Consider the following 20,656-nt stretch of genomic DNA (forward strand, 5'->3'; position numbering starts at 1 on the left):
GCGTCTCGGTTCGATTGTACGTTCGGTCTCGATCCGTTTTCAGAGGTCCAGCGGGCCGGCCTTCAGATACTCGCGCATCACGGCCGTCGCGTACGAGCCGTGGGGAAGCGCGAAGTCGAAGACGAGGTCGTCAGCGCCGCCAGCGGCGTCGGTGTCGGCGTCGTCGTCGCCGCTCTCGCGCTCTACGTCGAGGTCGGTGCGGACGAGAATCGCCCGGCGCGTCCCGGTCGATCGGAAGTTGCCGGGGAGGTCGAAGTCGCCCGGTTCGAGGTCGAGGTCGTCGAGGACGGCCCGCTCGATGTCGCCCTGTTCGCCCTCCGCGAGTTCGGTGTCGGTGCCGACGAGCGGGGCCGTGACGAACGCGCGGCCGCGCTCGATGTGGCGGCTCATGACGTCGACGCGGCGGCCCGTCGCGGTCTGGAGTCGGCTCACGTCGGGGAGTTCCAGCCCCTCGGGCGCGTCGCGGTCGGCGAAGCAGACCACGTCGCTCTCGACGGGTTCGTCGAACGGGAGGCCGCGGTCGAGGCGCTCCGAGAGCATCCGGTTGAACGCGTAGGACTGCGCGGCGTTGACGAACAGTCGCTGGAGGTTCGACGGGACCGATTCGAGCGCGTTGCGCCAGTCTTCGTCGGTCTCCGCGCCGTCCTCCGCGAGGCGGTGGAGCATGCCGCGCTCGTAGCCGAGGTAGCCCGGAATCCGGTCGAGCGCGCGGTGCCAGTCCGGGTCGGCCGACGCGGCTTCCTCGTCGACGACGGCGCGACCCGCCTGTGTCTCCTCGGGTTCGTCCTCGGTCGGTCCGCCGCAGTACGCCAACACGGCCTCGCGCCACTCGCCGCGGACGACGTGGAGACCGACTGTGTGGGTGATGGGGCGGATGCTGCCGAACCGCTGGTGGCCGAAGAAGTTCGGAACGCCCACGCGACCCTCGCGGCCGCCGAACTCGGTGAGCGCGTCGGTGACGGCCGCGGCGTTGTCGGGGGTCTCGGGGTCGCGGACGCGGATGCGGAAGCCGTTGCCCGCGAGGTCACCGAAGTCAAGCGTGCGGCCGAGGCGACCGACGACCTCGATGTCGGCGTTCGGAATCTCCGGCACGTCGGCGGCGTCGCCGCCGTTGACGGTGAACAGCTGGGTCGTCACGGCGTGTTTGTCCTTCGTGCCGGCCCACGAGACGCGCTCTCTGCTCGCGTCGAGTTCGTCAGAGAGCCGGCCGGCGAAGTCGTTGGTGTCCCAGCCGCGGAGCGTGACGCGGAGGACGAGGTTCGGGAAGTCGCCGGTCGGCGCGTCCGGCGGGCGGACGTTCAGCGAGTCGAGTTCGAGTTCGCGCACGCGGAAGTCCTCGGGGGCGACGCGGAGGCGGCCGCCGACGCCGTCGGCGTCGCTCACGTAGCTGTCGATGCCGACCGCGCGCTCGAGCGGGTGTGCCTCGCGCATCAGTACAGCGAGAGGTCGCCGGTCACGCGGTCGATGTCGTCGTCCTCGGCGGGGCCGACGGCGAGCGCCGTCACCGTGCCGGGGTCGAGTTGCGTGTGTCCCGCGTCGCGGATGATGGCGTGGGGGATGCCCGCCCGCTCGGCCTCGTCCGCGAGTTTGAACAGTTCCGACTCGCCGTTGGCCTTGAGGACGACCTTCTTCTGTCCGCCGCCCTTCCAGCGCTTCCGGGTCTGCGAGTCGGTGTCCTCGTAGGCGGACAGCGAGGCGTGGGCGACCTGCGCGGCGAGCTTTCCCCGGCCCATACCGAGGTCGGCGCGTGCGACGATGGCCTGTTTCATGCCCGCTACTCCCCGCCGACGCGGTAAATGTCCTCCCATCGCGGGCGTCGCGCACGAGCAAAAGACATTTCAGCGACATCTCCGTGGTCCGACCGATGGCAGGTCCCCGAACCCCCCTCCGCAAGCCGCGCGAGTACTTCGCGTCGCGGCCGCGACCGCTCGACACCGGGCGGGCGCTCGCCGTCGTCGCGCTCGTGACGCTCGTCGTCGCGGCCGCCACCGGCGCTATCCTCGTCACGTTCACCCAACAGCTCGACCAGCGTGTCAGCGTCGACAACCCCGAACACGCCCCCGAGTTCATGTGCGAGAACTACGAGGAAGGCGGCCCGTTCGACGACATGGACGCGCCGGCGGGCTGTGACCCCTCGGTGCCCGAACAGCTCGACGAGCGCCTCGGCGACCTCGTCTGGGACGAAATCTCGTGGGTCCCGTGGGCGATGCTCCTCGGCGTGCCGCTGTTCTGGCTGTTCGAGGGGGCGATGCTCCACCTCGGCACGTCGCTCGTCGGCGGCGAGGGCGGCTTCGCGGAGTCGCTAACGGTCGCCGCGTGGGGGATGGTCCCGAGCGCGGCCCGCGCCCTCGCGCTCGCCGGCTACCTCGCCTACGTCCTCCCGCGAATCGACCTCCCGTCGACCCCGGACGCCGCGGTCGCCGCGATGCAGTCCGCGCTGTCCGGCTTCGGCCTCGTCAGCGGGGCCGTCGTGGTCGTCACGGTCGCGTGGGCGACGTACGTCCGCACCTACGGGATGGCTCGCGCTCGCGACCTCGACGTGGAGTCGGCCGCGGTCGTCACCGTCGGCCTGAGCCTCGTCGGTCTCCTGTTCGAACTCCTCTGAGTCGCGTCGGGTGGGTGCGTCGCTCCGGCGTCGCTCCGTTGCGTCGGGGGCGCTGCCGGCCCGCCGAGACGGGGTGTCGTCTCCGGTCGAAAGGTGGATTTACTTGTCCGCGTCGCGCTCCCTTCGAGTATGATACTCTCCGACTCGGACATCCTTTCGCGCCTCGCCGAGGGTGACCTCGTGGTCGACCCGATAGACGACGTGGACATGCAGGTCCAGCCCGCGAGCGTCGACCTCCGTCTCGGCACCGAATTCCTGGAGTTCCAGCGCACCAACATCTCCTGTATCCACCCGAACCGCGAAAGCGAGGTGTCGGAGTACGTCCGCGAGACGCACGTCCCGGAGGGCGACGACTTCATCCTCCACCCCGGCGATTTCGTCCTCGGAACGACCAAAGAGCGCGTGGAGATTCCCGTCGACCTGCTGGCGACCGTCGAGGGCCGGTCGTCGCTCGGCCGCCTCGCGGTCGTCATCCACGCCACCGCGGGCATCGTCGACCCCGGCTACGAGGGCCAAATCACGCTCGAACTGTCGAACCTCGGCACCGCCCCGGTCGCGCTCACCCCCGGCATGCGCATCTCGCAGCTCGTGTTCACGGAGATGAAGTCGCCCGCGGACCGCCCCTACGGGGTCGAACGCGGCTCGAAGTATCAGGGCCAGCGCGGGCCGCAGGCGTCGCGGCTCAGTTCCGACCCCGAGTTCGGTGGTGACGAATGAAGTTCATCGAAGAAATCGTCGTCGACGCGTTCCTGCCCACGTTCCGCGCGCTCCTCGCGGAGGACCTCCGCGACCGCGGGTTCACCCAGTCGGAGGTCGCCGACGCGCTCGGCATCAGCCAGAGCGCCGTCTCGAAGTACGCCCACGGCGAGGTCGCCACGAACGAGCGGGTCGCCACCGACCCCCGCGTGGTCGACCTCGTCTCCCGCGTCGGCGACGGTCTCGCCACCGGCGACATGACGCCCGTGCAGGCGCTCGTCGAGGCCGAGGTCCTCATCCGCCAACTGGAGGAAGGCGACCTGCTTTCGGACCTCCACGAGGAGGAGATGCCCGAACTCGCCTCCCACGACGGCTTCCGGAGCATCCACGACCCCGAGGGTCGCCTCCGAACCGTCGAGCAGGTCCGCTCGTCGGTCCGCCGCGGCCTCCGCATGCTCACGAACACCTCCGGCTTCGCGGGGCTCATCCCGAACGTCGGCTCCAACCTCGTGGAGTCGCTGCCGGACGCCGACAGCGTGGACGACGTGGCCGCCATCCCCGGCCGCATCTTCGACGTGAAGGGGCAGGCGACCGTCCCCGGCGAACCCGAGTTCGGCGTCAGCGGCCACGTCGCGGGCGTCCTGCTTTCGGCCCGCGCCGCCGGAGCCGACGTGAACGCCGCGCTCAACATCGTCTACGACGCGGGCGTCATCGAGGACCTCGAAGCCGCGGGCTACGAGTGCATCGAGTTCGACCCCGACGCGCCGACCGACCCGGTCCGCGAACTCCTCACCGCCCGCGACCTGCCGGAGACGTTCGTCGTCTACCAGAGCGGCGGCTACGGTATCGAACCCATCACGTACATCCTCGGCCCCGACGCGCCCGCCGTCGCCGACGTGGTCCGCGTCCTGCTCTGAGGCTCCCGTCCCATGACAGCCGAACAGTCCGGCTCTCGCTCTCGCGGTCGCTCTCGCTCCCGTTCCCGCTCACCCTCCGCTGTCGCCCAGTCGTTCTACACTCGGTGGGCGACGCTCTACGACGCGCTCGCCCGTCGCGCGCCCGGCGTCGGGAGCGTCCGAACCGAAGCCGCCGACGCGCTCGCGCTCGACCCGGGCGAGACGGTCGTCGAGATGGGCTGTGGTACGGGCGCGAACCTCCCGTATCTCGCGGAACGCGTCGGCCCCGAGGGGAGCGTCGTCGGCGTCGATTTCTCCCCCGGCGTCCTCGACGTGGCCCGCGAGCGAACCCGCGAGTTCCCGCAGGTCCATCTCGTCCGCGGCGACGCGACCCGGCCGCCGGTCGCGCGCGACCTCGATGCATCGCCGGCCGCCGTCCTCGCCACCTTCGTCTCGGGGATGTTCGACGACCCCGCGGCCGTGATTTCGTCGTGGGCCGACCTCGTCGGCCCCGACGGGCGACTCTGTCTCGTCGACCTCGCGGAGACGACCGACTCGCGCTGGCGGCCGCTCAATCCGGCGTTTCGGGCGCTCGTTCGCGTCACCGCGCCACCGGGGTCGCGCACGATGCGCGCGTCGCCGACGAAGCTGCTGAACCGGCGGCTCGTCGCGGCCCATCGAGCGCTCGAATCGCGGTGTCGGGTGACCCACGAGACGACCCACGCGCTCGGCTTCGCGCGGGTTCGTGCGGGCGTCGTGGAGTAACGACCGTCGCCGCGTGACTCGATTAGCCGACAGAAACGATATGTCGGCTCCGTGTCAACCGACGGTATGGCCTCGTTCCTCGCGGCGCTTCTCGGCGCGCCCTTCAACGCGTTTCACCTCTTGTTCTTGGCGCTCGTCGGCTACTGGGTGTCGCTCGACGCCGCCGAGCGGGGGAGCGACGCGAGTCTCCTGTGGGCGCTCGGATGTGTCGTCTTCCAGCCGCTCGTCGTCGGGTATCTGCTCTACCGGAGTCGAATCGGCGGGCGGCCCGACCCGGCGGGCGTTCAGGAGCGACTCGTCGGCACCTTCGTCATCGGTCACTTCGTCGCGGCACAGCTCTGGTTCGCGCTGCGACTCCTCGACGTACTCGCGTCGGTGACGTACCCGCCGGTCGTCGAGTTGCAGTACTATCTCGCGTTGCTCGCCGTCGGTGTCCTTCCCGGCACCCTGCTCGTGTGGAATCGCGGGTGGGCGCGAATCCGGCGAACGCTCGGCTGGGTTCACGAGCAGGAACGCGAGGCGGTCCAGCGGTAATGGAAGTCGAACCGGGTCGGATTGGGTCGGACTGGGTCGGGAGCGACCCAGAACAAGTGTCAGAGGCGTCGGGGGAACCGACAGTCGGACCGCCGGGAGGCGGTCAGTCGTCGGCGGGGGCGGGACCGGAGATGCTCACCTCGGGCGCGTCGCGGCCGAGTTCGTCGAGACAGGACTGCGCCGCCTGTCGGCCGGAGAGCAGCATGGCACCGAACGTCGGCCCCATGCGCGGCAGGTGGTGGGCCGTGGCGACGGCCATGCCGGAGGCGACGACGCCGGGGTGGACGACGCCCGTCGCGTCCACGATGCTGTCTTCGCTCTCCGAGACCCACATCGAGTCGTGGCCGGGCGAGTCGTGGCCGGGCGCGCCGTACTCGCCGTCGGCGGTCTTGTCCATACCCGTGTTGTGTTCCTTGGCGTGTTCGATGCCGTTCACGTCGAGGACGCCGCGCTCGGAGAGCTTCGAGAGGACCACCGCGTCGTGGCCGGTCGCGTCGAGGACGAGGTCGGACTCGACCGCGATGGGGTCGACGCAGGTGAGTTCGCGCGGGAGCGCGTGGACCGGCGTCCAGTTCATGACGATGCCGCCGACGCGGTCGTCCTCGCGGAGGACGACGTCGGTGAACTCGGTCATGTTCTGGATTTTCGCGCCGGCGTCGCAGGCGGCCTTGATGAGCGCGGAACAGGCGTGCGGGCCGTCGGCGACGTACAGCCCCTCGGCCTCGTCGCTCTCCTCGTAGGGCACGCCGAGTTCGTCGAGGACGCGCTGGGCCGGGTCGCGGACGGTCACCTTGTTCATGAGGAAGCCGCCCAGCCAGAAGCCGCCGCCGAGGTAGTTGTTCTTCTCGACGATTGTCACGTCGACGCCGCGCTCGGCGAGTTCCTTGGCCGCGACGAGCCCGGAGGGGCCGCCGCCGACGACGATGACCTCCGTGTCGGTGCGCTCGCGGAACTCCTCCATCCACGAGTCCGAAATCGCGCGCGTGACCTGTGCTTCCGTCGCGTCGGTGAAGCCGTCGAACGACATACTACCTAGTGATACCACCTAGTAGTAAAATCTGGTGGTCGCGCACGCGGCGACCTAGATATATCACGGACTATTGTGTATGTTACTGTCATGGCGTACGTAGTCAAAATGCCCAAACTGGGGTTGGAGATGAAGTCCGGCGAGCTTTCGGCGTGGCTCGTCTCGGAGGGCGACGAGGTCACCGAGGGCGATCCAATCGCCGAAATCGAGTCGGAGAAGACGACCGCGGAGATAGACGCCAAGGAAGACGGCGTTCTGCGGCGCGTCGTTCTCGCGGAAGGCGAGTCGACAGCGCCCGGCGGCGCACTGGCAATCGTCGCCGGCGCGGACGAGGACATCTCCGGGCTGGAAGCTGACGCGGGCGTCGGTGAGGGCGGGAGCGAACCCGCCGCGACCGACGACTCCGCGGTCGACCCGTCCCCGACCGAGGCGACCGAGACGACGGAGACGGCGGCGACCGGCGGCGGGGACGCTTCGTCGGTCGCGCAGTCGCGCTCGCGCGGGTCGGACGGGGCGTCGGAGAACGGCGAGGTGCGCGCGTCGCCGCGCGCGAAGCGACTCGCGGACGACCTCGGAGTCGACCTCACGACCGTCGAAGGCACCGGGCCGCAGGGCGCAATCACCGAGAGCGACGTGGAAACCGCGGCCGACTCCGCGACGCCTGCCGAGGCCGACGACGCCGGAACCGCGACCGCGACCGCGGCCGAAAAACGCGTGTTCGCCCCGCCGAGCGCCCGCCGCCTCGCCCGCGAACTCGGCGTCGACATCGAGGCCGTCGAGGGGACGGGACAGAACGGCCGCATCACCGAGTCCGACGTGCGGGCGGCGGGCGGCGCGACCGCGGCGGCGACCGACTCGTCGGCCGCCGGAGCCGCCACGACCGCTGCGACTGACGCGACTGCCGCGAGCGAACCGGCCGAAACGGAGCGGCCGCTATCCGGGATGCGCCGCACCATCGCCGACCGCCTCGGCGAGAGCTACCGCGAGGCGGTCCACGTCACGGTCGACCGCCGCGCCGACGCGGAGGAACTGTTGGCCGCGGCGAACGCCGCCGACGACGCTCTCGGCGTGGACGTGTCGATAACGGACGTCCTGCTCCTCGCGCTCTCGGCGTCGCTCGACGAGCACCCCGAGTTCAACGCGACCTTCGAGGACGGCGTCCACCGACTCCACGGGGAACACAACGTCTGCATCGCGGTCGACGTCGACGAGGGGCTCATCGCACCGGTCGTCCGCGACGTGGCCTCGCTGTCGCTTTCCGAACTCGCCGAGACCCGCGCCGAGGTCACCCAGCGGGCGCTGTCGGGCGACTTCACGATGGACGACCTCTCGGGGGGGACGTTCACCGTCTCGAACCTCGGCGTCCTCGGCGTCGAGTCGTTCGACCCGGTCATCAACCCGCCGCAGGTCGCCATCCTCGGCGTCAACACGATTCGCCGGGAGGCCGTGCCGACCGACGACGGCGACGTGGCCGTCCGGCGGGTCATCTCGTTTTCGCTGTCGTTCGACCACCGCATCGTCGACGGGGCGGACGCCGCCCGCATGCTCGGCACGCTCGTCGAACACGTCGAGAACCCGTGGCCGCTCGTCATCGCCGCCGGCGGACGGTGAAAAAACCGGGGGCCGAACTGGTCGGTCAGGCCGGTTCGAGTCGGGGCCGCCGGCTCACCCGAGTCTGAAGCGCCCGTCGTCGGCCGCCCGTTCGAGGACCGCCTCGACGTCGACCAGTCGCGGGCCGTCGCTTACCGGGCGGAGGCGGACGGTTCCGTTTCGCACCTCGCGTTCGCGCTCGCCGTCGACGCTTATCACCCCGCGGTCCACCTCGAACGCGTAGCCCTCGCCGTCGTCGAGGACGCGGTGTTCGGCCACGTCGACCGTCGAGAGGCGTCCGGGGACGGTAATCGCTCTGACCGTCGTTGCCGGGCTTGTCGCTCCGCTCTCGCCGCCACGGGCCAGTCGGAAGCCGACGCCGCCGGGTTCGTCCGGTCGGTGCGTGACGAGACCGCCGGCGATACCCGACAGGCCGATTTCCGCGGGCGACGAGCGCGAGACGACGCCGCCGACGATGTCGCTCGGGTCGAGAATCGCCCGCGTGCCCACGAAGGGGCGGTCGAGGACGCCGACGGTGGCGAGGCCGCGCATGACCGTCGTCTCCTCGGACCGGACGACATCGACCTCGATGGTTCCGTGGCGCGTGGTCGCCTCCGCGGCGGGGATTGCTCCGCTCCCGACGAGCGCGGCGGCCGCGCCCGCGACGGTGCCGTCGACGGGCGTCGGGACGACGTTGTTCGTCCCCGTCGAGATGCTCACGACCGGCACGTCGTCGATGGTCTGGGCCACGTCCCGCGTCGTGCCGTCGCCGCCGAGGACGACGACGGCGTCGGCATGCTCCGCGAAGTGGGCCGCGGCCGTTCGGCTGTCTTGACCCGACGCGGTGACCGTCATGTCCACGAACTCGACGCCGATTTCGTCGGGCGCGTCGTCGACGATACGGCCGGTGAGGCCCGCGTTGTCGGGCATGACGAGTACCTCCGCGTCGTCGACGAGCGTCAGCCCCGCGAGGACGCAGCCCGCGGTGCGGCGTTTCGCGTAGTTGTTACTGACGCTCGCGCCGCCGGTGAGTCGGCGGATGTCGCGGCCGGCGGCGGGGTTGACGACGAGCCCGATAGTGGTCGTCACTTACACGATGCGGTTGATTGCGGCTTCCACGTCGGAGCCGTGGGGGAGCACCTCTTCTTCGAGCGCGGGGCTGAAGGGGATGTGAACGTCTGCGACGCCGACCCGCTGGATGGGCGCGTCGAGGCTGTAAAACGCGTTTTCCATGACGCGCGTCGCCACCTCGGCGTGGGTCCCGTACGACAGCGGGCTCTCGTCGGCGATGACGAGGCGGCCGGTCTTTTTCACGCTCTCGACCAGCGTCTCGGTGTCCATCGGGTAGAGCGACCGGAGGTCGATGACCTCGACGCTCGTCTGTCCCGCGAGTTCCTCCGCGAGTTCGACCGACTCACCGACCATGCGCTGGGTGGCGACGACGGTCACGTCCTCGCCCTCGCGCTCGACGCTCGCGGTGCCGATTGGGATAGTGAACTCGTCGTCCAGCGGCACTTCGCCCTTCTGCTCGTATATCTGCTTGTTCTCGAAGACGATGACCGGGTCGTCCGACCGGATGGCCGACTTCAGGAGTCCTTTGGCGGACGCCGGCGTCGCGGGCGCGACGGCCATCACGCCGGGGAAGTGGGCGAACCACGTGTGAATCGTCCCGGAGTGCTGGCTGGCCGCGCCGCTCCCGCCGCCTTCCGTCGTTCTGACGGTGACGGGCATCTCCGTCTTGCCGCCGAACATGTAGCGGTTCTTCGCCATCTGGTTGATTATCTGCTCGGAGCAGACGCCGATGAAGTCCGAGAACATGATTTCGACGACCGGCCGCGTCCCGGTCGCCGCCGCGCCGACCGCCGCGCCCATGAAACCGGCCTCGCTGATGGGCGTGTCGCGGACGCGTTCCTCGCCGAACTGCTCGACGAGGTCGCCCGTGACCTCGTAGACGCCGCCGAACGCGCCGACGTCCTCACCCATGACGAACACGTCGTCGTCGCGTTCGAGTTCCTCGCGGAGGGCGAGCCGAATCGCCTCCCGGATGGTCATCTCCTCCGTCCGGTCCGGGCCGGTTCCACTGCTGGTCTCGGTGCTCATCGGTCCTCACCCCCGTCGGCCCGCATCCCGGTCGAAAAGTCGCTAATCTCCGGGACGGCCGCGTTGAACATGTCTTCGTACGCCTCGCTCGGGTCCGGGTACGCCGCGTCTTTCGCCTTCCCGACGGCGTCCTCGATTTGCTGGTCGATTTCGGCTTTCATCTCGTTGAACTCGGCTTCGGTTATCGTCCCCGCGTCCACGAGCCGTCGCTTGAACGTCTCGATGGCGTCGCGGTCCTTCCAAATCGCCACGTCCTCTTCGGTCCGATACGGCTGTTGGTCGCCCTCGAAGTGGCCGTGGTATCGGTACGTCTCGGCCTCGATGAACGTCGGTCCCTCGCCGTCGGCGGCCCGCTTGCGCGCCTCCTTGACGGCCTCGTAGACCGCGGTGATGTCCATCCCGTCGACGGTGAAGCCGGGGATGTTGTACGCCTCCGCGGTCTCGCTGAGGTTCTGGACGTTGTGCTGTTTCTCGACGGGCGTCGCCTCGCCGTACTGGTTGTTCTCGACGAGGAACACCGCCGGGAGGCTCCACGTCGCCGCGAGGTTGATGGCCTCGTGGACCTGTCCCTGCGCGACCGCGCCGTCGCCGAAGAACGCCAGCGCGACGGTGTCTTCGCCCTTCAGGTGCGACGTGAGCGCGGCCCCCGTCGCCAGCGGCGGCCCCGCGCCGACGATGCCGTTCGCCCCGAGCATCCCCGCGTCGACGTCCGCGATGTGCATCGACCCGCCTTTGCCGTTACAGTAGCCGTCGGCCTTCCCGAACAGTTCGGCCATCATCAGGTCCGGGTCGAGTCCCTTCGCAATACAGTGGCCGTGTCCCCTGTGGGTGCTCGTGATGTAGTCGTCCGATTCGAGGGCCGAACACGCGCCGACCCCGACCGCTTCCTCACCGACGTAGAGGTGGACGAACCCGGGGAGTTCGCCGTCGCTGAAGAGGTCGGCCGCCTTCGTGTCGAACGCCCGAATCGTGAGCATCCGGCGAAGCGCCTCGCGCTGTCCATCCTCCGTCTCGATATCTAGTACCACCATGTGACGACCCAACAATTACCATGAACTATGATGACTTTTACTCAAACTGACAGCAACTGGGTTAGTCACGCGGAACAGATAGTATAATCAACTCACACCGAACTGAGCCGATTCTAACGAAATTCTGATATGTGGTGGCGACGCGCGTTGCCGCCCCCTGATAGCCGACCGGTTACACCGATGTCGCCTCTCCACTTTTGGTGGTCACGTCCCAACGGACGGCTATGCAAGCACTCCAGGTCGTGGTAGCATGAACATGCTCTACGAAGGCGAGTGGCGAACCGACAAGTTCGTCGCCAACAACGAAGACGGCGAGTTCGAGCGCCAGACGACCGACTTCCGCAACTGGGTCGGCGAGGACGAGCGGTTCCCGGTCGAGGCCGGGCGGTACCACCTCTACATCTGCCGCGCGTGTCCGTGGGCACACCGCACCGCGATGACGCGCGCGCTGAAGGGCCTCGAAGACGCGATTTCGCTGTCGCTCGTCGAACCAGTCCGCATCGACGACGGCTGGGAGTTCTCCGAGGACCTCCCGGACCCGCTGTACGGCGAGGAGTTCCTCCGCGACATCTACCTCCGCGCCGACGACGAGTTCACCGGGCGCGTCACCGTCCCCGTGCTGTGGGACAAACAGCGCGAGACCATCGTCAACAACGAGTCCCGCGAGATTATGCGGATGCTCGACGAGGCGTTCGACCCCCTCGCCGAGCGTGACGTGGACCTCAACCCCGACGGCTACGAGGAGGAGGTCGACCGCCTCATCGACGAGATTTACGAGCCGGTCAACAACGGCGTCTACCGCGCCGGGTTCGCAACCACCCAAGAGGCCTACGAGGAGGCCGTCGAGGAACTGTTCGACGCGCTCGACCACTGGGACGAGGTGCTCGACGACCAGCGGTTCCTCGCCGGCGACGTGCTCACCGAGGCGGACATCGCGATGTTCGCGACGCTGATTCGCTTCGACCACGTCTACCACACGCACTTCAAGTGCAACAAGAAGGCCGTCCACGAGTACGACAACCTCTGGAACTACACGAAGGAGCTCTACCAACTCCCCGGCGTCCGAAAGACGGTCAACATGGACCACATCGTCCGGCACTACTTCGTCAGCCACGGCGACATCAACCCCAAGCGCATCTACGGCGTCGGCCCCGACCTCGACTTCGAGGCGGCACACGACCGCGACCGCCTCCCGGCGGACCTCCCCGCGGCGCTGACGGCCGACGACTGAACCGCCGCTCGGTTTTCGCACTCGTCTCCGTCTCCGTTTCGTCTCCGTCTTCGTTTCGTCTCCGCCTCGTCGCCTCCCGCGACACCCTATTCCCGCTCGAAACGCTATTATCTCTCATGGCAAGCCGCGCGACCCGCGCGCTCCGGCGATTCGAACCGCCGCCGCGGGCGGTCGACTGGTCCATCTTCGCGCTCGTCGTCTTCGAGACCCTCTCGGGCGTGCTGAGCCTCGGGGCCGGTCACCCGGCCAACGGCCTCCTCTTCGTCGCCCACGGCGTCGCCGGTCTCTCGCTGGTCGCGCTCATCGGCTTCAAACTCTATCGGGTCCGCCACCGGGTGCTCGACTCGCGGCTCCGGGACCGCCACACTGCGTTCTCGGTGCTTCTCGCGGTCGTCGCGCTCGCGTCCCTCGGTACCGGCGTCGCGTGGGTGCTCGGTGTCGAGGTCCGAATCGGCTTCTGGACGCTGCTCAACGTCCACATCGGCTTCGGCCTGCTCGTGGTTCCGGTGCTGTTTTTCCACCTCCGGGCGCGCTTCCGGCCGCCCCGCCGGGTCGACTTCGCGGAGCGTCGCCGGGCGCTCCAGTACGGCGCGATACTCGTCTTCGGCGCGGCGACCTACCGGGCGACCGAGACGGTCGGGGCGCTCCGCGGCGTCGGCCGTCGGTTCACCGGGTCGCGGCCGCTCCCACCGGGCGAGGGTAACGACGCCTTTCCGGTGACGAGTTGGGTCGCCGACGACCCCGACCCCGTCGACCCCGCCGACTGGTCGCTTTCGGTCGCGGGGCTGGTCGACCGCCCGCTCGAACTCGACCGGACCGACCTCGCGCCCGACGAGACGCGGTCGGTCCTCTTGGACTGCACGAGCGGGTGGTACACCGAGCAGCACTGGACCGGCGTCAGACTCGGCGACGCGCTCGATGCCGCCGGTGTTCACTCGTCGGCGCGGTGGGTGACGGTCCGGTCGGTGACGGGCTTTCGGTGGTCGTTTCCCATCGCGGAGGCCCGCGAGATGCTGCTTGCGACGCACGTCGGCGGCGACCCGCTCTCGCACGGCCACGGCGCGCCGCTCCGACTGGTCGCGCAGAACCGCCGCGGGTTCCAGTGGGTCAAGTGGGTCGATGTGGTCGAGGTGCGGCGGCGACGCGACCCGGCGCAGTGGCTCGCGGTGCTTGTGAGCGGGTTCGGATAATGGCTCGCAGTGCTGGTGAGCGGGCTCGGATAGCGGCTCACCTCACCACGGGAGAATCCACAGCACGTCGACGAGGCGGTCCAGAATCGTCTTCTCGGCTTCGTCGGTCGTGTCGTCGGTCGAAGCGTTCGTCGCCTCGCCTTCGTCGGGCGCGCTCGAATCGGAGGAGGGCATACTGGCCGCTATTCTTGTCAACGTGAAAATACTTTCTGTGGCGGGGTCGCTGGTCATCACTCATCGCGGAATCCCGCGAGATGCTGTTTTCGTCCCGCGTCGGTGAACCCTCGTACAGTCGCGGCGCGTTCGCCGTGAGTTCGCCACGCGACGACGCCGGCACCGAGGAAGAGGAGGCCGCCGGCGACGAGCAAGAACGGCTCCGCCCCGAGGATAAGTCGCGTCGTCCCGTCGAACGTCTGGACCGTGGTGTAGAGTCCCGGCTCCCGGACGTAGTGGGACACGGCCACGAGCGAATAGCCGACTTCGACTCCACCGACTGCTACGGGGAGAACCGCGGCGTACTTCCACCGGAATGCGGCCAGCGTCCCGACGACACCGACGCCCCCGAGCCGCGCCAGCAGGTACTCCTCGTGGTTGAGTCGGCCGCCCCATCCCGTCGTTATCGTCCCGTCGTATCCGGGTGCGACGTGGAGCAGTTCCTGATGGATGCCGGCGACGACGGCTCCGAAACCGACGACCGCCATCACGACTGCGAGGGCTCGCTGACGGTCCATATCGACACATCTCGTGTCGCTCAGCAAATAGCCTTGCTCCCTGTCTTCACTCGTCGCCGGCGCGAATCGCCCGCTCGGCCGCGTCGAGGGCGGCGTCGGCGTCGAAGTCAGCGACGATAGCTTCCAGTTCCTCGCGTGTCGCGCCGGAGCCCCGCAGGTCGCGCGCGTGAGCCGCGATGTTCGGAACCGCGCGCATGATGTTGTCCACGATGGGGACCGTGGCGACCTGCGCCGACCGCGACATCGGGTTGAGGTCGACGACGATCTCGACTTTGTCCATCGCACCGAGCGCCTCGGCCCGGTCGCCGTCCTCCAGCGGAACGACCACCACGTCGGCGCTCCCGATGCCGTCGGCGTCGACCTTCGCGCGCTCGTGGTCGATACCCGGAATCCGCCCGTCGGCGGTGAGCCCCTTCACCTCGTCCGCGCCGTGCTCGCGCAGGTGGGCCGCGATGGCCCGCATGCGCTCGTCGGTGCGGTTGAACAGGTTCACCTCGATGTCGGCGTCGACGGCGGCGGCGAGGTCGACGACTTCGCCGGGGCAGAGCGCCGCGACGTTCCCGTTGACGGAGATGACCGGCTGGTCCGCGAGCAGAAGGTGCGCCGCAGCCGCCCGCGCCGCCTCGTCCGAGCTCGGAAGCGTCCGCTCGCCGAGGAGGTAGTCGAACGCCTCGCCGCGCCCCTGCGCGATGAGTCCCTGCCGGCTCGTGATACCCTTCTCGACGCCCTCCTCGATGCGGTGGCGGGTGAGAAGCGACTGGTATCTCGGGTGGCTCTCGGGAATCTCGATGTCGCTCATTGGTGGTGGGTCGTCGCCGCGGCAGTAACACGTTTTCTCATCTCCGACGCGGAACTCACGCGGAGTCGAGCGTCGACCCCGCGGGGTGGATGCGGCATCGCTCGGCGTCGTACCCGGCGTCCGAAAGGCCCGTTCCGACGGCGAACACCGTCTCGCCGAGCATCGCCATCGCCGCGTCACCACCGGCGTCTCGCACGTCTGCGATGGCCGTCTCGACACGGTCGGTGAGCAGGCCGGCGTCGCGTGCGAACTGCCGTGACTCGGCGAGGAATCGCTCCACCGTCGGCTCTTCCGCGAGTGCGTCGAGTGCCGCCTCGCCGGCGGCGGTGAGCGTGCTCGTGTCGCCACCGATGATGTCGGCCGTCGAGAGGCCACCGAAGGTGACGTACTCGATGTGTGGGCGTGCGGGAATCCCGTCCATGTATCCGTGTCGCGGTGCCCCGGGGTCGATGCGGAGAGGCATCCCACCACGGGCCTGCGCCACTACGTCGCCGAGGCCGGTCCCCGCTCGAACCTCTGCCTCGTGGGCCACCGTGACGAGTTCGTTCTCCGACCGGCCACACGAGAAGACGGCGTTGGTCGCGAGTGCCGTTCCGAGCGCCATCGCACCCGAGACACCGAACCCCGCGCCGAGCGGTAATTCGCTCTCCGCGTCGACTGCGGCGGTCACACCGAGCGCTCGAAGCACGCCTACGACCGGCGGCATCTCGACCGCTTCGCCGTCGAGAGTGATCGCCGTCACCGGTGCTGGTTCGACCGTCACGGAGACGCCGTGAGAGAGTGTCAGCCCCGCCCCGCGAGAGCCGGCGACCGCCGGGTCGTCGTCGGGGTGGGCGCTGAAAAACCCCGTCACGTGCCCGGGCACGAACGCCGTCGCGTCGTCGCTCATCGGTGTTTCTACGACGGGGGTCGGTTAACGGTGTTGCGTTTCGTCGCGTCCGCGTCAGTCGCGGTCGAACGCCGTCTCCCGCTCCGTCTCGCCCGCTTTGCCTTCGCGTCGCCGCGAGGCCACCGACTCCCGGGCGTCCGCGACCGTCTCCGTCTCCAACAGTCGCTCGACTTTCGCCTCGAACTCCTCCTCTGCGAGTTCGCCGGTCGCGTAGCGCCGCCGGAGCGTTTCGAGCGCGTCTTCGGTCTCGGTCGTCATCGACTCGGACGCGTCGTCGCCGCGGCGGGACTCGTAGATGCGGACGAGGGCGAGTGCGGCGGGGAGTACGCCCGCAAAGCCGACCGGGAAGACGATCCAGAACCACCACTCCCCGTGCGCGAGCAGGCCGAAGCCGACCAGAAAGATGAGCGCCATGACGACGCCGGCGACCAGTTCTTCGAGCGCCGAGTCCTCGTCGTCGGCCGCGTCGGTCATCGGTCTCCCCCGCGACGACGGTCGTACATAGTGCTCTAACGTGTCCGCGAGCTAACGACTGTTTCGCAAAAATGGGGTCGCGTCGGCGGGGTGCGCCGTCGCCTCGGGCGACAGGCGCTGGCGGTCCGACGAGACTCGCGTGCGCTCGTCTCGTTGGCTCGCCACGTCTTCGCCCTTACGGGCTCAGACGCTGGCGATCACGCGGGAACTCGGTCGCGGCAAAGCCGCTCCCGGCTCCCGCGCTCGTGTTGCGCCGTCGCCTAGGGCGACAGGCGCTGCCGGTCGCGCGGGAACACCGTCGGACTCACGTCGTTCGTCCGACGAGCACCCACTCGAAGAAACGCCTTCGTCTACGGACTCAGGCGTTGTCTGTCTCGCGGGAACAGCACAGCTTCTCGGATGTTCTCCAGTCCGAGCATCGTCATGATGAGCCGCTCGCCGCCGAGCCCGAAGCCGGCGTGCGGGGGCATGCCGTATTTGAACATCTTCGTGTAGTACTCGAACGCGTCGGGGTCGAGCCCCTGCTGCTCGAAGCCGGCGACGAGGTGGTCGAAGCGGTGTTCACGCTGGCCGCCCGAGACGAGCTCCATGTTCGGGTGCATCATGTCGAAGCCCGTCGAGAGCGTCTCGTCGTCGTCGTGGTCCTTGATGTAGAACGGCTTGATTTCGCTGGGCCAGTCGGTGATGAAGTAGTGCTCGCCGACGTCCTCGCCGAGCGCCTTCTCGCCCTCGGTGGGGAGGTCGTCGCCCCAGACGAGCTGTTCGTCGAGTTCGCCCGTCGCGTTGATGCGCTCGATGGCCTCCTCGTAGGTGAGCCGCGGGAACTCGCCGGACGGCGCTTCGAACTCGTCTTCGAGACCGAGCGCTTCGAGCTCGTCCTGACAGTTCTCCTCGACGGCCTCGTAGGCGGCCGTGACGACGGCCTCACACACGTCCATCGCTTCCGTGTGGTCGATGAACGCCGACTCGAAGTCGATGGAAGTCGCCTCGTTGAGGTGGCGGGGCGTGTTGTGCTCTTCGGCGCGGAAGATGGGGCCGACCTCGAAGACGCGTTCGAGTCCGGAGCCGACCATCAGCTGTTTGAACAGCTGCGGCGACTGGTTCATGAACGCTTCCTGGCCGAAGTAGGTGATGGGGAACAGTTCGGTGCCGCCCTCGGTCCCCGTGGCGACGATTTTCGGCGTGTTGATTTCGGTCGCGCGGAGGTCGCGGAACGTGTCGCGGACGGCGCGCTGGACCTCGGCGCGAATCTCGAAGATTGCCTTCACTTCGTCCTTGCGGAGGTCGAGCGTGCGGTTGTCGAGGCGCGTCGAGAGCTCGGCGTCGACCTTACCGGAGGGGTCGAGCGGGAGCTGCGCCTCGGCCTCGGCGATGACGTCGAGGCTCTCGGGCGTGACTTCGACGCCCGTCGGCGCGCGCGGCTCTTCGTCGACCTCGCCGGTCACGGAGATGACGCTCTCGCGGTGGACGCCCAGACCCGTCTCGACGAGGTCGTCGTCCATCTCGTCTTTCTCGAACTTGACCTGAATCTTGCCGGAGGTGTCCCGGAGAATCAGAAACGCGATGCCGCCGAGGTCACGGACTTCGTGGACCCAGCCGGCGACGGTGACCGTGTCACCGGGCTCGGCGTCGGCCGTGTACGTTCGGTTTCGCATACGACGTGGTTCCCGACCGTTCGTCTTAAACATCGTGTCTTCGCCTCGCTCGGAGGCGTTCGACCGTCCACTCTCACGCGCGTCGGGGCGAAACCGAGCCACGAGTTCGCGTGGTAGTCGGCACCGCGGTACTTAGTCCGAGGCGCACGTCGCTCCGGTATGGCTCCCGACCCACCCGACGCAGAATCGACGCCCGACCCGGCACCGACCGCCGCTCGCGCCGCCGACCTCGACTGGGCCGAACGCGGGCGCGGGGACCGCTTTGCGTTCCGCCGGAAGCGACTCGCGGACCGCGCCGGCGGCCGCGACCTCGGCTGTTCGCTCTACGAAGTGCCGCCCGACAAGCGGCCGTGGCCGACGCACTACCACGAGGGCAACGAGGAGGCGCTGTACGTCCTTTCGGGGTCGGGCACGCTCCGGACGCGCGAGGGCGCGGCCGACCTCGACCTCGAACCGGACACCTACGTCGCGCTCCCCGCGGGGGCCGACTACGCCAGGCAAATCGAGAACGACGGCGACGAACCGCTCCGATACCTCGCGCTCTCGACGATGAACCACCCCGACGTGACCGTCTATCCCGACTCCGACAAAGTCGGCGTGTTCTGCGGCGCGCCGCCCGGCGGCGACGGCGACGCCCGAACGCTCCACGGTTACTTCCCGCGGGACGCCGCCGTAGACTACTGGGACGGCGAACCGACGACCGGGGAGTGAACCGGCCGCGCGCGGTCGCGGCGACGGCTCCGGCGCTGAGATTTATATACGAACCCGCGACCATCTCGCCTCGGACATGGACGTTTCAGACCTCGAAGCCGCGTTCGCACTCCCGCTCGCCGAAGACACCTCGGTCGATACGACCCTCCTCGGCGTCGTCTCGACGCTCGCGTCGCTCGCCACGCCGCTTGCGGGCATCTTGCTTGCGGGCTACGTCGTCCGCCTCGTTCGCGCCGGCGACCGCGAGGCGGCCGCGCTCCCCTCGTTCGACGACCTCACCGGTATGGCCGTCGACGGCGCTCGTCTCTCGGCCGCGCTCGTCGCGCTCCAACTCCCCGCAGTCGGCCTCGCGACCGTCGCCCTTCCGGGTTCCAGGCCGTCGATTGCGATGCTCTCGTACGCGACCAACCCCGTGATGCTCGGGTCTTTCGGCGTCACCGCGCTCGACACCGCCGGCCTCGTCGCCGCCGGCCTCGCCTCGCTTTTGGGGTCGTATCTCTCGCTGGTGGCGACCGTCGCTCTCGCCCGCGAAGCGTCGCTCGCCGCGGCGATTCCGGCCACGCGCGACCTCGCGTCCGACCGCTCGTTCGTCCGCGTCGCCTCGGCCGTCGCGCTCGTCGTCTTCGTCGCTCGTCTGTTCGTCGCTCTCTGCGCCGCGGTTCCGGTCGCCGGAACCCTTCTCGCCGCGACCGCGTCGTTCCTCCTTTTGGTCGTGTCGGCGACGCTCCTCGGTCGCGGCGCACCGGATGCGTCGTCGCCCGGTGCCGACGCGACCCGCGAGTCGCACGCCGACGGCGTGAACGCGGAGTCGGTGGAGTCAGCGGAGTCGGTACCGTCGGCGTAGAAACAGAAACCGCGCCCGTGGGATTACTCTGCGACGAGTTCGGCCGTCGCGTCCTTCGCGCCCTCGACCGTCTCGCGCACCGCGTCGACGCCCTCGTCGTGCAGGAGGTTGCCGACGACGACCGCGTCCGCGTGCTGGCCCATCTCGTAGGCCGACTCGTAGTCGTGGATGCCACCGCCGTAGAACAGCGTCGCGTCGTCGAGCGCGTCGTGCGCCGCGCCGACCTTCTCGGGGTCGCCGTAGGTGCCGGAGTACTCGACGTAGATGATTTTCTGGCCGAACATCTTCTCGGCGACGCGGGCGAACGACGCCACGTCCTCGGCGGACTGGTCGGTGTCGGCGTCGGTGTACTCGGCGACCGACGACTCGGGGTTCAACACGATGTACGCCTCGGTGTGGGTGCGGTCCCAGTCGAGGCCGTCTTCGATGCGGACCCACTCCTTGTGCGCGCCGGTGATCCAAAACGAGTCGCTCGCGTTGAACACCGTCGGGATGAGGTAGCCGTCCAGCGCGTCGTCGTCGATGACGACGCCGGGGTTCGACGGCTCCTGATAGATGGGTACGTCGTACTTCGAGGTGGCCTCGATGACGCGCTCCATCTTCTCCTCTGTGATGTCGAGCGTGCCGCCGATTTCGAGGGCGTCGGTGCCCGTCTCACACACGTCTTCGAACGTCTCGCCGTCGACGAGGTCCTTGTCAGGGTCGATTTTGGTGATATGGTCCCAGTCTTCCCACGGATAGCTCATTGGTCGCTCTATGCTTGAGGGGGCGTAAAAAGCGTGCGGATGGAACGGGTCACACGCATAGCCGGGAGTGAATTTTAACCCACCTGTCACCAAACCCGGTGTACGATGGACGCTGCCGCCGCGACCGAGTATGTAGAAAGTC

23 protein-coding genes are annotated in these 20,656 nt (G+C 68.7%); 10 read left to right on the forward strand and 13 right to left on the reverse strand.

Going from position 1 to position 20,656, the window contains the following annotated elements:
• Positions 1-39 precede the first annotated feature (39 nt).
• Entirely contained in the window at positions 40-1,431 is a 1,392-nt protein-coding gene (gene truD, locus DVK03_RS03440) for a tRNA pseudouridine(13) synthase TruD (RefSeq protein WP_115802227.1), read from the reverse strand.
• On the reverse strand, positions 1,431-1,769 hold the full coding sequence (pth2, locus tag DVK03_RS03445; RefSeq protein ID WP_004065043.1) for a peptidyl-tRNA hydrolase Pth2: 339 nt from the start codon (positions 1,767-1,769) through the stop codon (positions 1,431-1,433). The genes truD and pth2 overlap by 1 nt, the downstream gene beginning before the upstream one ends.
• A gap of 95 nt (positions 1,770-1,864) precedes the next feature.
• On the opposite strand from pth2, the gene DVK03_RS03450 reads away from it, so the two are divergent.
• The 5 genes from DVK03_RS03450 to DVK03_RS03470 all read left to right on the forward strand — a co-directional run bounded on the left by DVK03_RS03450 (position 1,865) and on the right by DVK03_RS03470 (position 5,496).
• On the forward strand, positions 1,865-2,605 hold the full coding sequence (locus tag DVK03_RS03450; protein ID WP_115802228.1) for a Yip1 family protein: 741 nt from the start codon (positions 1,865-1,867) through the stop codon (positions 2,603-2,605).
• Positions 2,606-2,734: 129 nt separating this feature from the next.
• Positions 2,735-3,322, forward strand: coding sequence for a dCTP deaminase (gene dcd / locus DVK03_RS03455; RefSeq protein ID WP_115802229.1), 588 nt, complete (start codon positions 2,735-2,737; stop codon positions 3,320-3,322).
• A complete protein-coding gene (locus DVK03_RS03460; protein WP_008607614.1) occupies positions 3,319-4,218 on the forward strand; it encodes a thiamine-phosphate synthase family protein in 900 nt (299 codons plus the stop codon). Before dcd ends, DVK03_RS03460 begins: the two co-directional genes overlap by 4 nt.
• 12 nt (positions 4,219-4,230) lie before the next feature.
• A complete protein-coding gene (locus DVK03_RS03465) occupies positions 4,231-4,962 on the forward strand; it encodes a class I SAM-dependent methyltransferase (protein WP_115802230.1) in 732 nt (243 codons plus the stop codon).
• Positions 4,963-5,028: 66 nt separating this feature from the next.
• Positions 5,029-5,496, forward strand: a complete 468-nt coding sequence (locus DVK03_RS03470) for a hypothetical protein (RefSeq protein ID WP_115802231.1) — start codon at positions 5,029-5,031, stop codon at positions 5,494-5,496.
• A 103-nt stretch (positions 5,497-5,599) separates the two neighbouring features.
• Here the strand turns inward: DVK03_RS03470 and DVK03_RS03475 are convergent, their stop codons facing one another.
• Positions 5,600-6,523: a sulfide-dependent adenosine diphosphate thiazole synthase gene (locus DVK03_RS03475; RefSeq protein ID WP_004065032.1), complete on the reverse strand. Its 924-nt coding sequence runs from the start codon at positions 6,521-6,523 to the stop codon at positions 5,600-5,602.
• A gap of 90 nt (positions 6,524-6,613) precedes the next feature.
• On the opposite strand from DVK03_RS03475, the gene DVK03_RS03480 reads away from it, so the two are divergent.
• Positions 6,614-8,134 carry a 2-oxo acid dehydrogenase subunit E2 gene (locus DVK03_RS03480; RefSeq protein WP_115802232.1) on the forward strand — a complete coding sequence of 507 codons (1,521 nt, stop codon included), beginning with the start codon at positions 6,614-6,616 and terminating at the stop codon, positions 8,132-8,134.
• Between the two features lie 54 nt (positions 8,135-8,188).
• Here the strand turns inward: DVK03_RS03480 and DVK03_RS03485 are convergent, their stop codons facing one another.
• From DVK03_RS03485 to DVK03_RS03495, 3 genes are read right to left on the reverse strand one after another with little or no spacing between them, the layout of a single operon-like run.
• A complete protein-coding gene (locus DVK03_RS03485) occupies positions 8,189-9,202 on the reverse strand; it encodes an NAD(+)/NADH kinase (protein WP_115802233.1) in 1,014 nt (337 codons plus the stop codon).
• The gene (locus tag DVK03_RS03490) at positions 9,203-10,213 is read right to left on the reverse strand and encodes an alpha-ketoacid dehydrogenase subunit beta (RefSeq protein WP_115802234.1); all 1,011 of its coding nucleotides are present in this window, start codon (positions 10,211-10,213) and stop codon (positions 9,203-9,205) included.
• Positions 10,210-11,244: a thiamine pyrophosphate-dependent dehydrogenase E1 component subunit alpha gene (locus DVK03_RS03495; protein ID WP_115802235.1), complete on the reverse strand. Its 1,035-nt coding sequence runs from the start codon at positions 11,242-11,244 to the stop codon at positions 10,210-10,212. The genes DVK03_RS03490 and DVK03_RS03495 overlap by 4 nt, the downstream gene beginning before the upstream one ends.
• A 250-nt stretch (positions 11,245-11,494) precedes the next feature.
• On the opposite strand from DVK03_RS03495, the gene DVK03_RS03500 reads away from it, so the two are divergent.
• Together DVK03_RS03500 and DVK03_RS03505 are read left to right on the forward strand one after the other, a co-directional pair.
• Positions 11,495-12,475, forward strand: coding sequence for a glutathione S-transferase family protein (locus DVK03_RS03500; protein ID WP_115802236.1), 981 nt, complete (start codon positions 11,495-11,497; stop codon positions 12,473-12,475).
• 116 nt (positions 12,476-12,591) lie between these two features.
• Complete coding sequence (locus tag DVK03_RS03505) at positions 12,592-13,665, forward strand: molybdopterin-dependent oxidoreductase (RefSeq protein ID WP_115802237.1); 1,074 nt, start codon at positions 12,592-12,594, stop codon at positions 13,663-13,665.
• Positions 13,666-13,707: 42 nt separating this feature from the next.
• Here DVK03_RS03505 and DVK03_RS20380 read toward each other — a convergent pair whose 3' ends face one another.
• The 6 genes from DVK03_RS20380 to aspS all read right to left on the reverse strand — a co-directional run bounded on the left by DVK03_RS20380 (position 13,708) and on the right by aspS (position 18,213).
• The gene (locus DVK03_RS20380; RefSeq protein WP_255409736.1) at positions 13,708-13,839 is read right to left on the reverse strand and encodes a hypothetical protein; all 132 of its coding nucleotides are present in this window, start codon (positions 13,837-13,839) and stop codon (positions 13,708-13,710) included.
• Between the two features lie 56 nt (positions 13,840-13,895).
• The gene (locus DVK03_RS03510; RefSeq protein ID WP_223173880.1) at positions 13,896-14,396 is read right to left on the reverse strand and encodes a hypothetical protein; all 501 of its coding nucleotides are present in this window, start codon (positions 14,394-14,396) and stop codon (positions 13,896-13,898) included.
• A 46-nt stretch (positions 14,397-14,442) separates the two neighbouring features.
• On the reverse strand, positions 14,443-15,195 hold the full coding sequence (locus DVK03_RS03515) for a 4-phosphopantoate--beta-alanine ligase (RefSeq protein ID WP_115802238.1): 753 nt from the start codon (positions 15,193-15,195) through the stop codon (positions 14,443-14,445).
• A gap of 55 nt (positions 15,196-15,250) precedes the next feature.
• On the reverse strand, positions 15,251-16,084 hold the full coding sequence (locus tag DVK03_RS03520) for a pantoate kinase (protein ID WP_004064999.1): 834 nt from the start codon (positions 16,082-16,084) through the stop codon (positions 15,251-15,253).
• 54 nt (positions 16,085-16,138) lie between these two features.
• Positions 16,139-16,558, reverse strand: a complete 420-nt coding sequence (locus tag DVK03_RS03525) for an SHOCT domain-containing protein (protein ID WP_115802239.1) — start codon at positions 16,556-16,558, stop codon at positions 16,139-16,141.
• A gap of 350 nt (positions 16,559-16,908) precedes the next feature.
• Positions 16,909-18,213, reverse strand: a complete 1,305-nt coding sequence (gene aspS / locus DVK03_RS03530; RefSeq protein ID WP_008605403.1) for an aspartate--tRNA(Asn) ligase — start codon at positions 18,211-18,213, stop codon at positions 16,909-16,911.
• 159 nt (positions 18,214-18,372) lie between these two features.
• Here aspS and DVK03_RS03535 point away from each other — a divergent pair, with 159 nt between their 5' ends.
• Positions 18,373-18,924, forward strand: a complete 552-nt coding sequence (locus tag DVK03_RS03535) for a cupin domain-containing protein (RefSeq protein ID WP_004064992.1) — start codon at positions 18,373-18,375, stop codon at positions 18,922-18,924.
• Between the two features lie 76 nt (positions 18,925-19,000).
• Complete coding sequence (locus DVK03_RS03540; protein ID WP_199505972.1) at positions 19,001-19,768, forward strand: DUF4013 domain-containing protein; 768 nt, start codon at positions 19,001-19,003, stop codon at positions 19,766-19,768.
• A gap of 23 nt (positions 19,769-19,791) precedes the next feature.
• Here the strand turns inward: DVK03_RS03540 and DVK03_RS03545 are convergent, their stop codons facing one another.
• Entirely contained in the window at positions 19,792-20,514 is a 723-nt protein-coding gene (locus DVK03_RS03545; RefSeq protein WP_004044255.1) for a phosphoglycerol geranylgeranyltransferase, read from the reverse strand.
• Between the last annotated feature and the right edge of the window lie 142 nt (positions 20,515-20,656).

Origin of the sequence: Haloferax sp. Atlit-109R, assembly GCF_003665865.1 — an archaeon.
In the GTDB taxonomy this organism is placed as follows: Archaea; Halobacteriota; Halobacteria; order Halobacteriales; family Haloferacaceae; genus Haloferax; species Haloferax volcanii.